This window comes from Moorena sp. SIO3A2 (assembly GCF_010672265.1).
GTDB classification, from domain to species: Bacteria; Cyanobacteriota; Cyanobacteriia; order Cyanobacteriales; family Coleofasciculaceae; genus Moorena; species Moorena producens.
The window spans coordinates 135,261-151,244 of sequence record NZ_JAAHHC010000016.1; the positions used below are offsets into that span (position 1 = coordinate 135,261).

Annotated in this window: 14 protein-coding genes; 5 read left to right on the forward strand and 9 right to left on the reverse strand. The window is 44.2% G+C overall.

All coding sequences use genetic code 11. The features are described from left to right. Positions 1 to 138: 138 nt before the first annotated feature. The 4 genes from F6K64_RS19895 to F6K64_RS19910 all read right to left on the reverse strand — a co-directional run bounded on the left by F6K64_RS19895 (position 139) and on the right by F6K64_RS19910 (position 4,553). Entirely contained in the window at positions 139 to 1,590 is a 1,452-nt protein-coding gene (locus F6K64_RS19895) for a BCD family MFS transporter (protein WP_008190057.1), read from the reverse strand. 630 nt (positions 1,591 to 2,220) lie between these two features. Next, positions 2,221 to 3,030 carry a hypothetical protein gene (locus F6K64_RS19900; RefSeq protein ID WP_008190056.1) on the reverse strand — a complete coding sequence of 270 codons (810 nt, stop codon included), beginning with the start codon at positions 3,028 to 3,030 and terminating at the stop codon, positions 2,221 to 2,223. A 257-nt stretch (positions 3,031 to 3,287) separates the two neighbouring features. After that, the gene (acsF, locus tag F6K64_RS19905; RefSeq protein ID WP_008190054.1) at positions 3,288 to 4,364 is read right to left on the reverse strand and encodes a magnesium-protoporphyrin IX monomethyl ester (oxidative) cyclase; all 1,077 of its coding nucleotides are present in this window, start codon (positions 4,362 to 4,364) and stop codon (positions 3,288 to 3,290) included. Between the two features lie 30 nt (positions 4,365 to 4,394). Continuing rightward, positions 4,395 to 4,553 carry a hypothetical protein gene (locus F6K64_RS19910; protein WP_154659956.1) on the reverse strand — a complete coding sequence of 53 codons (159 nt, stop codon included), beginning with the start codon at positions 4,551 to 4,553 and terminating at the stop codon, positions 4,395 to 4,397. 621 nt (positions 4,554 to 5,174) lie between these two features. Here F6K64_RS19910 and F6K64_RS19915 point away from each other — a divergent pair. After that, positions 5,175 to 6,386: an EF-hand domain-containing protein gene (locus F6K64_RS19915; protein ID WP_287266138.1), complete on the forward strand. Its 1,212-nt coding sequence runs from the start codon at positions 5,175 to 5,177 to the stop codon at positions 6,384 to 6,386. Between the two features lie 501 nt (positions 6,387 to 6,887). Here the strand turns inward: F6K64_RS19915 and F6K64_RS19920 are convergent. Next, positions 6,888 to 8,378, reverse strand: a complete 1,491-nt coding sequence (locus F6K64_RS19920; protein WP_287266141.1) for a pentapeptide repeat-containing protein — start codon at positions 8,376 to 8,378, stop codon at positions 6,888 to 6,890. Positions 8,379 to 8,726: 348 nt separating this feature from the next. Here F6K64_RS19920 and F6K64_RS19925 point away from each other — a divergent pair, with 348 nt between their 5' ends. Next, the gene (locus F6K64_RS19925; RefSeq protein ID WP_287266143.1) at positions 8,727 to 8,909 is read left to right on the forward strand and encodes a hypothetical protein; all 183 of its coding nucleotides are present in this window, start codon (positions 8,727 to 8,729) and stop codon (positions 8,907 to 8,909) included. Positions 8,910 to 9,272: 363 nt separating this feature from the next. Here F6K64_RS19925 and F6K64_RS19930 read toward each other — a convergent pair whose 3' ends face one another. Beyond that, positions 9,273 to 10,238: a pentapeptide repeat-containing protein gene (locus F6K64_RS19930; RefSeq protein ID WP_287266145.1), complete on the reverse strand. Its 966-nt coding sequence runs from the start codon at positions 10,236 to 10,238 to the stop codon at positions 9,273 to 9,275. 98 nt (positions 10,239 to 10,336) lie between these two features. Between F6K64_RS19930 and F6K64_RS19935 the strand changes: the two genes are divergently transcribed. Beyond that, entirely contained in the window at positions 10,337 to 11,551 is a 1,215-nt protein-coding gene (locus F6K64_RS19935; RefSeq protein WP_287266148.1) for an RNA-guided endonuclease InsQ/TnpB family protein, read from the forward strand. Positions 11,552 to 11,627: 76 nt separating this feature from the next. Here the strand turns inward: F6K64_RS19935 and F6K64_RS19940 are convergent, their stop codons facing one another. Next, entirely contained in the window at positions 11,628 to 12,284 is a 657-nt protein-coding gene (locus tag F6K64_RS19940) for a hypothetical protein (protein ID WP_287266149.1), read from the reverse strand. Between the two features lie 574 nt (positions 12,285 to 12,858). Next, entirely contained in the window at positions 12,859 to 13,440 is a 582-nt protein-coding gene (locus F6K64_RS19945) for a DUF2996 domain-containing protein (RefSeq protein WP_287266150.1), read from the reverse strand. 586 nt (positions 13,441 to 14,026) lie between these two features. Here F6K64_RS19945 and F6K64_RS19950 point away from each other — a divergent pair. Together F6K64_RS19950 and F6K64_RS19955 are read left to right on the forward strand one after the other, a co-directional pair. Beyond that, complete coding sequence (locus tag F6K64_RS19950) at positions 14,027 to 14,179, forward strand: hypothetical protein (protein WP_154659955.1); 153 nt, start codon at positions 14,027 to 14,029, stop codon at positions 14,177 to 14,179. A 188-nt stretch (positions 14,180 to 14,367) separates the two neighbouring features. Continuing rightward, positions 14,368 to 15,714: a serine/threonine-protein kinase gene (locus F6K64_RS19955; RefSeq protein ID WP_287266151.1), complete on the forward strand. Its 1,347-nt coding sequence runs from the start codon at positions 14,368 to 14,370 to the stop codon at positions 15,712 to 15,714. Here the strand turns inward: F6K64_RS19955 and F6K64_RS19960 are convergent. Next, the gene (locus tag F6K64_RS19960; protein ID WP_154659954.1) at positions 15,665 to 15,817 is read right to left on the reverse strand and encodes a hypothetical protein; all 153 of its coding nucleotides are present in this window, start codon (positions 15,815 to 15,817) and stop codon (positions 15,665 to 15,667) included. The genes F6K64_RS19955 and F6K64_RS19960 overlap by 50 nt on opposite strands. Positions 15,818 to 15,984: the final 167 nt, after the last annotated feature.

Consider the following 15,984-nt stretch of genomic DNA (forward strand, 5'->3'; position numbering starts at 1 on the left):
GCATTTTAGAAGTTAGAAGTTAGAAGTTAGAAGTTAGAAGTTAGAAGTTAGAAGTTAGAATTCTAGATTTTTCATTCTTCATTCTTCATTCTTCATTCTTCATTCTTCATTCTAAATTCTAAATTCTAAATTCTGCCTTCAACCATCCAAATCCCCTTCCATCACAGCAGCGATCGCATCTTTAGCATTATCTTGGAATTCCTGAAAATTCACTTTACCTAGGAACCAAATTGCTACTATCATCCCTGCCGATTGGAGAGCAAACACGACACCATAAGCCAAGACTGGGGTAGTAAAAATTGCTCTACCTACATCAAGGATCACACCACCGCTGGCTACTGCTATGCCTCGTGACATGGCTTGCGCTAATCCCCATGCCCCCACAAAGGTGCCAGCCGCTTCTGCTGCGGTTAGGTCTAACATCAAACTGAGAGCTCCTGTGGTGGCGATACCAGTAGATAAACCAAATAAGAGTAAGGTTACCTTGAATAGCTGAGCATTTCCGGTAAATCCTGACATAATAATCAAGATAAAGCACATAGATACCGCTAGACAGCCTAATTGAGTGGTTTTGCGCTTACCCAAATTGGGAATTAGGAAAAAGCCAGTGGCGCTCAAGCTCATCAACATCCCAATCCCCCAAAAGCTATTCAGTAGAGAAGTTTCAGGAATTGACATATTAAAGACTTCTCCCCCATAGGGTTCTAGCACCGCTTCCTGGAGAAATAGGCTGATGGTCATGATCACCAAAAAGGTGAAAAACAGGCCAGTTTGGGGACTAGCCGTTAATAGTTTTAGGGATTGGCCCAAGGTAATCTGGTCTTCGCGATTCGCTAGGATAGAACGGGAAGAATAGCGCGAGTATTTTTTCTCGATTCCAAAGGTGGCTAATACCGCTAGCCCGAAGACGATTAAGGGTACGAAGAAAAACAGTCCAGTAATCGATGACCGCAATACTTCCAGGGATGTATCAATATTATCTAATCGCTTCAGCAAAATTTTGCTGCTGATGCCCCCAATCGCAATACCCACAGTCATCATTGACCAGGTAATACCGATTAATTTGCCACGGTTGTCTTGATCAGAAATATCCACTAATAAGGTAAAAAAGGTAGTGGAACTCATACTTAGGGCTAGACCGTATAGACCAAAAACTAGAGCCCCAAGAGCGACCCAACTATAGGCTGGAATTGACCATGTCCAACCTCCAGCCCCTTGGACGAGATTGCCCAATTGCCAGGTGATTTGTACCGCTAAGGATAGGATAATCATAAATAACCCGCTTCCCATCCAGAGGTAACCAGTACGGTGATATCCAAAGACGGGTTTAGTATCCGAGAGCTGACCAAACCATACCCGGGCTGGGGCAACAAACAGCGAAATGGCTAGGAGGTTCGCGGTAATTGAGGCTGGAATACCTAGCTCGTCGATCATCACTCGGTTGAGCACTCCTAGGGTGAGCACTGCCAAGACCCCTAATCCCATATAGAATAGACCAAGCCGGAACATGGTAAATAGATTAATCTTGGGAAGTGTTTGGTGCTTTGCTGAGGAGGGAGGCTCAGACTTGACTAAATTACTGGTTTTCATCGGTAGAGTTTTAGTTTAGGGGAGAGAGGGAATCGGGAATCGGGAATCGGGAATCGGGAATCGGGAATCGGGAATCGGGAATAGTAGGAAAGAGATCCGAGGATTGTTTGGTGTTATGACAAATCAGCATTGGGTTTCATGATCAATTTGGATATGTTATAGGTAAATGCTATAGCTAAATGGCTTAGATCAAATCCCTAAATGGGTTAGCTTAATGGGATCGATAAATGCGATTGGCCGTAGGCCACGCTACGCGAGCGCGCTCTTGGTTAGCTTAATAGAATAGGGATAGCAATTGATGTAATTGTGTTTACCAACTCAAGGCACTAATCATTGCTCAAACCTTTAGCTGATCTGCTTTTCAATTCCCTGATCCAGGGAATTTTTTTATTCTCTGTACCTAGCGCTATCAATGGGATTGGCCTTGGCCAAAAGGCCACGCTACGGGAATGGCCACGCTACGGGATGAAGCGAAGCTTCCGCGCTGGTGCGATTGACCCTAGGTCACGCTACGCGATCGCTCCCGATTCCCGACTCCCGATTCCCGACTCCCGACTCCCGACTCCCGACTCCCGAACCAGATGTAAAAAACCTACCCCTGTAAGCCACACTACCCACCCTATCAAAATCTCAAGGCATCCATTCCAACCCAATCCCCACCCGACTATCCTTATTTTCGATAGAATTCTGTTTCTCAATATCCGTAGCAAGCCGCAAATTGGGAGTAATCGCATAACCGAAGGAAAGCTTGCTTATCCCCACCTCATCACTACTGCCAATAGACACAAAACTCTGAGTGAAGGAAATATCAGCGGCACCAGTGCGAGACAAAACCAACAGCAACCGTGCTCCCACATTTACCCCATCGGTAGAGTAACCATCAGTCTCCAAATTGCGATAACCTACCATCGGGGCAATATTGAAATAACTCCCTAAGGGCCGCACATAATACCGCAAATCTACCCCAAAGGTTTCTCGCTCACCATTAAAGGAAGCCTGATAATCCCCACTAACCGTTAAGCCAGAATTACCAATAAACACATCTTCTACTCCCACATTCACCCCTGCTGCTTGTCCATTAGAGGGAAACTGGGAGTAACCCAACCGCAACCGAGTACGAAAACTGGGTTGATGGCGAATATTCTGCCAAACATCGGGCACCTCCTCTAGCCAACGCTGTAGCACCGGACTGCCTTCGATTACCTCTGGACTTAAATCCAACTCCTGGGCTGCTGAATTACCAGGAGGATCAGACTGGGGAGACTCTGGTAACTTATCTGGATTAGGCTCAGGGGGATTCCCCTGGGTTTCCTCTTGGTTGCCTGTAGTCGAGTCCGGTACTGGCACGGTTTGACTCCCAGCTCGGTAAGCAACTGTGAAGCTAAACGTTAGTCCCAGTAATCCCGTTTTTAGATACTTAAGTCCCAAATTTTTCAACACTCAACAATAAAAAATACACTAACAGAACTGACGCACCTATACCGATAAAACTTCTGTCATTCTTATATCATTTCCGGATCTAAGGGAATAGGGAGTAGGGAGTAGGGAGTAGGGAGTAGGGAGTAGGGAGTAGGGAGTAGGGAGTAGGGAGTAGGGAGTAGGGAGTAGGGAGTAGGGAGCAGGGAATCAAAAAAAAAGTGATCCTACCTAATGTAGAATCACCACAAAAACGAAGCTAACAGTTAGCGGAGCAAACTTTAGATCATAGAACCTTGTTTAGCCGTCATATCAATGGGCTTAATCAGGTACAATTTCAGGAGCTGCCAGGCATTAGACATGTATAGGGGCAACTTCTGGAATATTTGCAAGAACTTGGGCGTATTTGAGTTAGCGATCGCTCTCAGCTTATCATTATTCCGGACACAAATCTCTAGACGCTCATAAAATTCCGGATGGTCTACATCCAAAATAACTGGGAAGACCCGTCCTGAGGTGTCATTAGTCTTCTCAATCACATACTTATCATACTCACGAGCATCTAAACCAATTGAGGCATAGAATCCATACCGCTGAACATCATTCAGATACATAGTGGCAAACACCGACAGCAAGAAGAATCGGGACCAAAGCTTAGCCTTCCAGTCATTCAGCGTATCCGGCTGGGCTCTCATCAGCGCATCAAAGAAATCCCCGTGACGGTTTTCATCCTGACACCAGTTTTCAAAGAAGCGGAAAATTGGATAGACCCGGTCTTCAGGATGCGCTTCTAAATGGCGATAGATAGTAATATACCGCCAATAGCCAATCTTCTCAGACAGATAAGTAGCGTAGAAAATAAACTTCGGCTGAAAGAAGGTGTACTTCTTGCTCTTAGTCAGGAATCCCAAATCCAGCTGTAGATTGAAATCTGACATGGCCTTGTTCAGGAATCCCGAATGACGTGCTTCATCACGAGACATCAGGGTAAAGCACTCTGCCAGCACAGGATTTTTATTCTTTAAGCGCCGTCCCAATTCCTTATACAGCAAGAAACCAGAGAATTCCGCTGTACAGGAACGTTCCAGAAACTCAACAAATAACCGGCGTTTTTCCCCATCAATATGGTCCCAGGATTGATTAAACTCCTCATCCCGGACAAAATGGTGACGATTGTAGTCAGCTCGAAACTCTTCCAGGATGGCTTCGAGTTCATCCTGATTAGGCGAGAGGTCCATCTTCGCCATTGCTTCAAAGTCAGTAGTGTAGAACCGGGGAGTTAGGATCGTGTCCTTGGCCGGAACTTTTATACCGGGTCGGATTTCATCAAAATCAGGTTTTTTAAGGGAATCTACCATCTTAAGCTCTTGCTTGCTTGTTATAGTTGCTTACCATTCTCGGTGCCCTGGTGTGGCCATATCCGGGTTACTCAACCCACGCCCAAACCCAAGACTGATCATATAGCAATCGGGATCAGCTCGTGAAACCGAGAAAGATTCCCCAAACAGGGAACACAAGGCAACACCTTGTCCCAGGGTCAGTTTCACCAATCAATGACGATTGCTATCTATTGCTATATATATATTGCTTTCTGAGTTTACCAGGGTATTGGTGATCTCAAGCGCTTTTTTTTGTTAAGAGTTACAACGTAATTTAAAGTTTTATCACATTTTGCCCCTGCCGTAGCTTAAACCTGAACCCTTAAGCAAACCTGAAAGCTTAAGCAAACCTGAAGTCTAAAAGCTGTTACATAACTTAAAGAAAATAATTAATTAATAAAGTTATTTAATAAAGTTATTCAATCAAGTTATTACCTTTTTCGTTATCATCTTTATAGTTTTGACCTAAAAATGGGGATTGTCAAGGGGGAACCGTTCCGACTCCCCCTTTTTTTTAGCTCCAAAGTTTGCCGATGCTGAATGTTGACGTTACATTTAATAAATATTGCTTCCATATAATTGACAATTAAGATAATCTATTTTAGATTTTATTAATGATTGAGCATTGATTTTTATTCCATTGCTTACTAATATAGATATTGTCGCTATACCGCCGTTTTAATGTTCGATTATTTATCTGGATAAATTTGGATACACAACTTTTATAATTCAATTATAATTCAAAAAACTTGTAGTTATTTGTAGTTAACAAAAAGGGTAAATCAACTTATGTCAGCGATTGAATCAAGTCAATTGACACCGGCTCAACGTGATGAATTCAAAGAAGTATTTGATTTGTTTGACGCTGATAGTAATGGGTCTCTAACTAGAGAAGAGTTAGCCAATGCTATGGGGTCTCTGGGAATGACTCTAACCGATGAAGAACTAGAAGCGGTCTTGATCAAGACCGATGCCGACTTAAGTGGAACTATCGAATTTCCTGAATTTGCGGAATGGGTAGTCAACAAGGTAGACCTCACTTCCCAAGATGATCTACGGGAAATCTTTTCCCTGATTGATTTAGATGGCAATGGTTCTATCTCACTCGATGAATTACGTCAATTGTTGGACTCGTTGAAGGTTAATCTTGGGGAAGATGAACTGACGACACTCATTGCCAAAGCAGACAGTGACAACAATGGTGTGATTGACTACAATGAATTCCTGGAAAGTGATGAACTTTGGAGTCAAATCAAGTTAACAGTTGGTGTCACCCGTTCCTTTAAGGAAATTCTAAAGCAGTATACCCAACTGGCTGAAAATCCTCAAGCAGGGTTCGGCACCATTAATCCCCTACCCTATGGTAAAGAAAATGCCGCCAAAATGGGATATGACGTATCCCAACTTCCTGAGCAAGTTTGGGAGTCTTCCTGTATGTGCGGTAATTCTTTTTCCCTTGGCTCGATTAACCAAGGTGAAACCGTTGTCGATTTAGGATGTGGTGCCGGTGCTGACCTTTGTGTTGCTGCTAGTTTGGTAGGTGAAACCGGGAAAGTCATTGGTGTAGATATGACCGCTGCAATGGTGAAAAAAGCCCGTGAAAATGCCGAATTATGTAACTTCACGACTATTGAAGTGATTAAAGCACCCTTTGATATGGGCAAACACGAAGACATTCCCGAAAGTGTAGCGGATGTGGTCATTGCCAATGGGACATTTAACTTATCACCTCGTAAGAAATGTGCTTTTGTCCAAGCCTATAATTGCTTGAAACCAGGTGGTAGGTTTTATTTGGTGGATGTAGTTCGTCAAGGAAATTCTGAGTCAGAAATACAAGCAGGAAGTTGGTGCGATTGTGTAGCAGGCGCTATACCTATTTCCAAAGTGTTAGAACTAATGGCATCAGTTGGATTTGTCGAATGTGAACATGTCGGCTTCACCGGTTACCGCACCTCTGACTATACAGTCACAGCTACCTTCCGAGCTAAAAAAGCTGACTAGGTTTTAAACCTTTAACTATAGCGCTGCGCGGATAAAATAGGGAAGTTCGGAATTGGGAATAGGGAAACAGAGGGAGGCGTGGGATTCGGGTCCGGGGAGCCACACCTCCTTTGTATGTCAAACTTATATATAGCAATTCTACGACTTGTGAGGTACAAATTTCTGGTTTTTAGGGAGCAGGGAGCAGGGAGCAGGGAGCAGGGGAGAGGGAAAAGGGAAGAGGGAAGAGGTAAAAAATAATGTGTACCTCATGAGTCCTAGAAACGCTATAATTGAATAATTTTAAGAGTGAGGTGGAACTGGCATCTTGCCAGTTTCATGCTTATTTTCCAGCGGGCAGGATGCCCACTCTACTCCTATTCATTCCTTAATTCAGCAACGCCAAACTTTCTGCATTTATCTGTAAGCGTTCGCGTAGCGTGGCCATAGGCCAATCGCGTTTTTTGGTTGAAGCTGATGGGATTCCAAAAAATTACCAGCACTCCCTAATTTCCGTAATCCCTATCTTTTAATAGGGGTTAATCTTTTAGAGCGATCCCCTGGCAAATCCTCAAAAATTGCGCCTCGTTGAATTAGGTCTCTCTTGAGCGATTCATCAATTCCTGAGTTATTTCCAAATCGGGCATTTTTCACAACAGCACCACTGAGGTTGGCATCACTGAGGTTGGTATAAATCAGGTAGGCACGAATCAGGTAGGCACCCCTGAGGTCGGCACCCCTGAGGTCAGCACCCCTGAGGTCGGCACGAATCAGGTCGGCACCCCTGAGGTCGGCACCACTCAGGTAAGCACGAATCAGGTCGGCATCCCTCAGCTTGGCACCACTGAGCTTGGCACCCCTCAGCTTGGCACCACTGAGCTTGGCACCCCTCAAGTCGGCACGAATCAGGTAGCCATCACTCAGGTTGGCACCCCTCAGGTTGGCACCACTCAAGTTGGCACCACTCAGGTAGCCACCACTCAGGTTGGTACCACTGAGCTTGGCACCCCTCAGGTTGGCACCCCTCAGGTAGCCACGAATCAGATTGGTATGAATCAGATTGGCAGCAATCAGGTTGACACCAATCAGGTCAGTACCAATCAGGTAGTCAAGAATCAGGTTGGCACCACGAATCAGGTTGGCACGAATCAGGTTGGTACCACTGAGCTTGGCACCCTTCAGCTTGGCACCCCTCAGCTTGACACCTTTGAGGTCAGTACCCCTCAAGTCGGCACATCTGAGGTCGGCACATCTGAGGTCGGCACATCTGAGGTCGGCATCACTCAGGTCAACACCCCTCAAGTTTCGACCCACAGCTCCATGGCTAACAATCTCTTCCACTAGACGCCATTTGTGATCAATCTCGTGATTTTGATCATGCTCTGAGGTTTCCCTCAAAATTTCAATATCTTGAACAGGAAAACCGCTTAATTCTTTTAGTTCTCCTGACTTTATCTGAGATATAAGCTGTTCGATATCCTCTGGAGAACCCTCTACAATTAATTGGATGCTGCCTGGTTGAATATCAATAATGTTTATACTGTCTCCTGAATAGTTTCGTACAATAGATTGAATAAATTTTAAATTTTCAACTGAATCTATATCCCCTTTTAATACGATAACAGCTTTAATTGTTTTACTTTGTTTATCGATTACAGTCACTTTGCGCCTAGGTGCTTGCCCTTGCTCCACACCCTCCAACAGCTCTGAGTTACTGCCATCATTTCTGGTTAGCGGTTCGGATCGGTTTGCCTCTGCTATTCCCGCGATTTCTCTCCAGTCTAGTTTCAGTCCATCGCATATCCGTTTAAAGGAATCCAGCTGAATTGGCTTTAAATTAAAAAACTTTGTTACTGTACTGCGACCTATAAGTTGTGACTTCGCTAAGTTACTTTTAGAGTTGAATCCTAGCCTTATTAAAGCTTTTTCTGCTTTTTCTATACCGTTTGACGAGGCGGTGATAGTTAGTTTTTTATTTTTCCTAACTTGGCTAGCATCTATCATAATATTCATAGTTGTTTCTGAAGTCTTTGCTAAACCTTCGAAATACTTTGAACCCTTTGTATTAGAATCTGTCATCGTATGGCTAGTTTTTGATAACTATAGTAATAGTAATGGTGTTTAAAAAATCAATGGAGTAAGGGATGCAGCCCTATATTATCAAACTAAATAATTCCCTGACCGGAAGTTTTATATTCCCTACGTAGAGCGTAAAGTTTAGCGCAATCACAGCTCAGTCACAAGGCAATCAAACAAAACCCAAATCATATTAGCAACTAATCCATTGGACAGTCAAGGTTTCGGTTTTTGTAGGTAACCATTAAAAGTAGCAGTCAAGTTTACCAGTTACAGAAAAAACCTATGGCTAATAAAACTCTGACAATCAAAGAAATGGTTCAAACTGCTATTATATCGATATTACTTGGAGGGTCACTTACCCTAGCCGTCATGGATGAAGAGTACCGCCCCACCTTCATGGATATGGCAAAAATAGGTCTTGGAGGCTATCTGGGACTCTCACTACCTAAGTCTAAAGGGAAATAAAGTTATAGCGCGAGTATAGGTACACAGGATTTTTCCCTGTTCCCTAAAATCCACAACTTGTGTACCTCACCGAATTGAGAACTAATATCGGTGGATTATGCGATTGGCCTTTGGCCACGCTAAGCGAAAGCTCTAGACTAATTCGTTGACATTGCTTAATAATCGAATGATTTGAAGAGTTTTGTGGAACCGGGATTTTGGTGGAACCGGCATCTTGCCGGTGATCAATATTCCTAGGCAGGCAGGATGCCCACCCCACTGATATTGATCCCAAGATTTAGCAATGCCCATTTTCTGGTTTAAGCGTTAGCGTAGCGTGACCTACGGTCAATCGCGTTTTTTGGTGGATGCGATCGCATTCTTTCAATTTATCCCATTTGTTTGCGGGATTTGGCTAGAGGTAACACTTTCAGAGCTATCCCCTGCTACATCTTCAAACATTGCCCCTCGTTTAATTAAGTAACCCTTCATGGATTCATTAATTCCCAGATTATCTTCAAATTGGGTATTGTCCACGATAGCACGACTCAGCTGGGCAAAACTGAGGTCGGCACCAGTGAGGTTGGCATCACTGAGGTCAGCACCACTGAAGTTGGCACTATTCAAGTTAGCACCCTTCAGGTCAGCACTACTGAGGTCGGCACTCTTGAGGTCAGCACTCGTAAGGTCAGCACTACTAAGGTTGGCACTACTGAGGTCGGCACGATTCAGGCTGGCAGCCCTGAAGTTGGCTCCATTGAGGTTAGTACTACTGAGGTCGGCACGACTAAAGTTGGTACAACCGAGGTTGGCACCACTGAGGTTGGCACCACTGAGGTCGGCACCAACTAGCTTGGCACCAACTAGCTTGGCACCAACTAGCTTGGCATCACGGAGGTTGGCATGACTGAGGTCAACATCCTTGATCAGGTCGGCACCCCTCAGGTCGGCACCCCTTAGGTCAGCACCCTTGAGCTCGGCACTACTGAGGTCAGCACCCTTGAGGTCAGCACAATATAGTTGGGCACCCTTGAGGTCAGCACAATATAGTTGGGCACCCTTGAGCTGGGCATCACTCAGGTTAGCATCACTCAGGTTAGCACTACTTAGGTCAATACCCTTGAGGTTGGCATTACTCAGGTCAGCACCACTGAGGTTTGCACCATTCAGGTCAGCACGACTCATGTTTGCACCACTCAGGTCAACATCACTCAGGTCAACACCCTTCAACTCCCGACCCGCAGCTCCAGTGCTAGCAATCTCTTCCACTAAACGCCATTTAGGATCAAGCTCATTATGAAACTCCCCAAGCCAAAACCCCGTGTTTTTAAACCGGGGATGTAGGCTCATAGCGACTTTAGTCGCCGTGAAAAAAATATTGAAAGAAAAATCAATATTTTAGTCTGGATATTGTAGAATAATATATAGGACAGTTGAGGTCGAAAGTGGTGATAATTTTAGAGTTCAAAGCAAAGGGAAAGAAATATCAATACTCTGCTATAAACGAGGCTATTCGGACGGTTAAATTCATCCGCAATAGCTGTCTAAGGTATTGGATGGACAATAAAGGGGTCAATAAATTTGATCTCAATAAGTACAGTGCTATCCTTGCTAAAAACTTTCCTTTTGCCAGCGATTTGAACTCTACGGCTCGACAGTCTAGTGCTGAAAGGGCGTGGTCATCAATTGTTCGCTTTTTTGATAACTGCAAAAAGAGAGTACCCGGCAAAAAAGGTTTACCAAAATTCCAGAAAAACTGCCGCTCAGTGGAGTATAAACAGTCTGGATGGAAGTTATCCCCTGACAAGAAGTCAATCACATTTAGTGACAAAAAGGGTATTGGGAAGCTCAAACTTAAAGGTACATGGGATTTGTGGCGATTTGACAAAAAGCAAATAAAGCGGGTTCGGATAGTAAAAAGAGCTGATGGTTACTATGTCCAGTTCTGTGTTTCGGTTGATGCAAAAGAAGAGCTAGATCCAACTGGGACAGCTATCGGTTTGGATGTAGGATTGAAAGACTTCTACACTGATTCCGCCGGGAAAACAGAATCAAACCCCCACTTTTACAGAACGGGAGAAAAACGCCTTAAGTTTTTTCAACGACGAGTTTCTCGTAAAAAGAAAGGCTCATCCAATCGCAAGAAAGCGGTTAATAGACTAGGCAAGCAGCACCTTAAAATAAGTAGGCAACGTGAAGAGCACGCTAAGAGACTGGCGCGCTGCGTAATCCGGTCTAACGACCTGGTCGCCTATGAAGACTTGAGGGTTAAAAATTTAGTGAAAAATCACTGTCTCGCTAAATCTATTAATGATGCAGGTTGGTATCAGTTTCGGAAATGGATGGAGCACTTTGGTACCAAGTTTGGAAAGGTGACAGTCGCGGTAAATCCTGCCTATACCAGCCAAAACTGCTCTGATTGTGGCGAAGTAGTCAAAAAATCTCTATCGACTAGGACTCATACTTGCAAATGTGGATGTCAGTTGGATAGAGACCAGAATGCCGCAATAAACATCCTTAAAAGAGCCTTAGGTACGGTGGGGCACACCGGAACTTGGGTTGTAAAAGACCATTACGCTTCAGGAGAATCGGCCTCTACTCTTCTTGGTTCCGACCTGGTTGGGCAAGCTGACTCGTTGAATGAAGAATCCCCGCGTCTTTAGACCGGGGAGTGTCAATTTGATCATCCTCTGACCTTGTGTTCAAGATTTGAATATCTTGAACAGGAAAACCACTTAATTATTTGACTTCTCCTGATTTTATCTGAGATACAAGCCCTTCGATTTCCTCTTGATCATCTTCTACAATTAATCCTAAAATTAATCGAATCCTGTCTTTTTTCATATCACTAATTGTGATCGTGTCTCCTGGATAGTCTCGTAACATAGATTTAAGACGTTTTAAATTTTGACTTGAATCTATCTCTCCGTCTAAAACCATAGACATTTTAATGGTTTCAGTTTCTCTATCGACTACAGTCACTTTGCGCCTAGGTGTTTTCTCTGGCTTCACCAGCTCTGAGCTACTGCTATCAGTAGAATGGGCATCCTGCCCGTTTTTGCTTACTACATCCGAATCCTGCCCGTTTGTGATTACTACATCCGAATCCTGCCCGTTTGTGCTTACTACATCCGAATCCTTTTCCTCTGCTATTCCCGCAATTTCTATCCATTTTAATTTCAGAGCCTGGCATATCCGTTTAAAAGAATCCAGCTGAATTGGTTTGAAATTAAAAAACTTGCTTACTATACTGTCACTTAGATTTTGGGATTTTGCCAAGTTACTTTCCGACTCAAAATCTAGCTTGGTCAAGGCTGCTTTGGCTGTATATACACCAGTTGAAGAAGCGGTTATAGTTAGTTTTTTATAAGGGTTTTCTTGATAAAAATCTGTCATGTCAGGGAATAGGGAACAGGAAACAAGGAACAGTGTGTAGGGTGCGTTAGGGACGGGCTCGCCCTCATTTTCTCGGTCAGTAGTATTGGTACAGTCCGTCCCGTAACGCACCACCGGCTCAAACAGCAAAAATTAGATGCACTCGTAAAGCTATGGGAGTAGTTTTTAGTGTTATGATAAAGCCATGCAGCACCCATTCCGTTTTTTCTATTATCTTGGCGCAGCGCTATAAGATTTAGCCCTAGTAAAAATACCGAATTATACAATTATAAAAACAAAAAAAATAGTGGAAACCAACCCCTTATACAGTCAAGGGTTATGGTTGTTTCGGTGATTATTAAACGTAGCAGTAAAGCTTAAAAATAGTTACCGAAAAAAATAATCAAGCAAACAATATTTTTTCCCACTCTCCATACTCTTCCCCCTACTCCCTGCTCCCTACTCCCTACTTCCTAAAACCAACCTTGTGATCGGGAGCGAAAGGTAGCGATCGCTCCATGATCAAAACAGTTTGGATCTTGGTTGGTAGATTCCGTAAAAATCCGAAAATCTACCTAAACTTATCCAAAAATAACTAATTCCACATTAGCCACTTCTGAGCATTTAGCCGTTGTATAGTGTAATGAACCATTAGAGGAAGAGTCACTTTCCGTTCATCAATCATAAACGACTCAATCGTACTAGGTTTAACACCATTAGCCGAGGCAGAAAAAGCCTTTTGTTTTTTAATATCTTCGTCTAGGAAATAAAGGTTAAATGTACGTTGCCCATTTTGCCAACTACCCATTACTTGCCAACAGTCATCCATTTGACTCAAACTTGGAATCGGGATTTTCTGTTTAGCAAACGTCACATCTACATCATCAATACCTTGTTTGGCAAAAGCAGTCTTAAGGGCTGGCACATAATGTTGTTCCACAAATTCAGTGAAAGGTTTATCTTCAACTGCTGGTGGTTTGGCTTTTTTAGCTTTTGCCCCAGCAGCAGCAGCAGCAGCAGGCTTTTTGGCCGCAGGAGCCTTAGCCGCTGGTTTCTGTGCTGATTTTTCCGCAGGCTTTTTGGCCGCAGGAGCCTTAGCCGCTGGTTTCTCTGCTGGTGTATCAGAAGGAGTATTGGCTTGCTCAGGGTTAGGCAAGGGTTGGGTTTCTTCCGCCATAGCTAATGTAAGTCATTATCTTTACTCTGGATAATCCTATCTTACTGGGGAAGGGCTAGACAGATAGCTCGGGAGTCGGGAGTAGGCAATCGGGAGTCGGGAATCGGGAATCGGGAGCGGTGCGACCCGTGGCGAATTTAATTCGCCTACGGAAAGCGCACCGAGGGAGTCGGGAGTCGGGAAAAGCGGGAAAAGCGGGAAAAGCGGGAAATGGGCAGAATTCTCCGGACTTGAGCTAAACGCGATTGGCGGTAGGCCACGCTACGCGAACGCATTTGTCAGTAGCTTTAGTATAGCGCTTTCTAACCTAATGAGGTACACAGGATTTTTTCCCTCTTGCCTCTTGCCTGTTCCCGATTCCCGATTCCCGATTCCCGATTCCCTATCGCTAGCTTTTTTCTCTTGGGAGAGAATTAACCGCTAACACCTGATGCTCCAGAGGATGGCAAAGCTGAGGGAATTATACTAAAGTATATGAGTACTGAAAATTAATCCTAAAAAAATTAATTATCAGATTTAATAGCATGTCAATAATGTAAGCATTCAGCCATCAGCCGTCAGCCGTCAGCCGTCAGCCGTCAGTTTTGTGGCACAGGCTTTGGCCTTGGCCTTTCGGCCACGCTACGCGAATGGCCACGCTGTGCGAACGACGCTGGGAGGTGACTTTACTCAGCATTATTCCAATGCTTACTTGTTTTATTCAAAAGCACCTCAAGTAGCAACTCAAGTAGCGCATTAGCTGATACGCGACACGCTGATAGCTGAATACTCACTCAATAATGCTATAGCATTAATTGTATTATCAATAGTATTTGAATTTAGGGTGTTTGAAAATTGTTGATAATCCCCGTTGGAGCCAGGGTAAATCTACTAAACCGAAAAACAAATCATAAACAACTAACAAGAAAAAACTAACAACTAATCTATATGGTCTGGTCAGAGCAACAGCTGTTACATGGTGGTAAATACAAGATCGAGAAAATTCTTGGACGTGGAGCGTTTGGAATTACCTACAAAGCAGTCCATCAGTTACTCAATCAAGATGTTGTAATTAAAACACCACACGAAAGCCTGAGATTGGCTCCAGACTACCCCAACTATGGAGAACAATTTATCAAGCAAGGACAACTGCTGGCTCAACTGTCTGCTGACCTTGAATCCCTGGTCCAGGTCAGAGACTTGTTTCAAGAAGGAGATACCTACTTCCTAGTGATGGATTTTATTTCCGGGGAAAGTTTGTGGAAGTTGGTACAACGCACAGGACCATTACCTGAAACTGATGCAGTAGAGTACATCACTCAAATTGGGTCAGCGTTGAATCTAATCCATGGAGTAGGGCTGGTGCATTTAGAGATCAGCCCTCATAATATCGTGGTCAGTAACAGTGGCAAACCGGTATTGATTGACTTTGGGATTCCTGGGGATATACTCCGAGATAGTAATGTGTCGAGCCATATTGACAATAAACCATTTCGACCCTACGAGCTATACTACCAAGGCAGTCGTCACGCCACGGTGGATGTCTACTCTCTAGCGGCTTCGATGTACCATGCCGTAACCGGGCTAAGTCCTACCGAGTCAATTTACCGCAAGTATGACGGTGAAGAGCTGGTGCCACCAAACCAACTGGTTCCTAGTATTAGCGATCGCTTAAATCAAGTAATTCTCCAAGGCATGGCCTTAGAGCCAAAAGACCGTCCTCAGTCAGTCCACGAATGGTTACAGCCCGTGACTGAAAACGATTATTTCATCTCTTTGAGTGAAGCTGATGACCTTAGTTCTGATGTAGGAGTAGATTACCGCCCATTACGGGATTTACTAATCCGTAGAAAGTGGCAAGAGGCAGATCAAGAAACTCTCGCCGTTATGCTCAAAGCAGCAGGACGAGAAGAAGAAGGCTGGCTTGACATCCCAGATATCAACACCTTTCCTTGTACAGACCTCTGTACTCTCAACAGCCTCTGGGTAAAGTACAGCCATGGGCGCTTTGGCTTTAGTGTACAGAAGCGAATCTGGCAGAGCATAGTCACCGAGAGTGTGCAGGTAACTCCTGGTGCCGATTATGACTATGAAACTTACTGTCGCTTTGGCGATCAACTTGGATGGCACACCAACGAAAAGTGGCTAGATTACGTTGACCTCCCCTTCACCCTCAATGCTCCCCAGGGGCATCTACCAGTCAGCTATGTCGGATTCTTTTCCGGTTGGGCATACTTTGCCTTTTTCATGGGTGGCGTATCTCTCTTCTCTCGCCTTGAGATATGTAGTATTTAGCAGTGTTTATAGCAGTTTGTAATTCGGTCTGGGTGTTAGGGAATCGGGAATCGGGAATCGGGAATCGGGAATCGGGAGTAGGGAGTAGGGAATCGGGAAACAAGACTGTGTACCTGATTAGGCTAAAAACCGCTAAATAATATGGGTGTGGCTCTTTTGGAAAGACGTTTGGTCAGGTTTAGAGAGGTATCGGAAGAGTAGGAGGAGCAGTAATAGAGCAACGAGCTTGAATTAGTCGTTTCATCAAAGGAAGGCCATCTTTGTACAAAG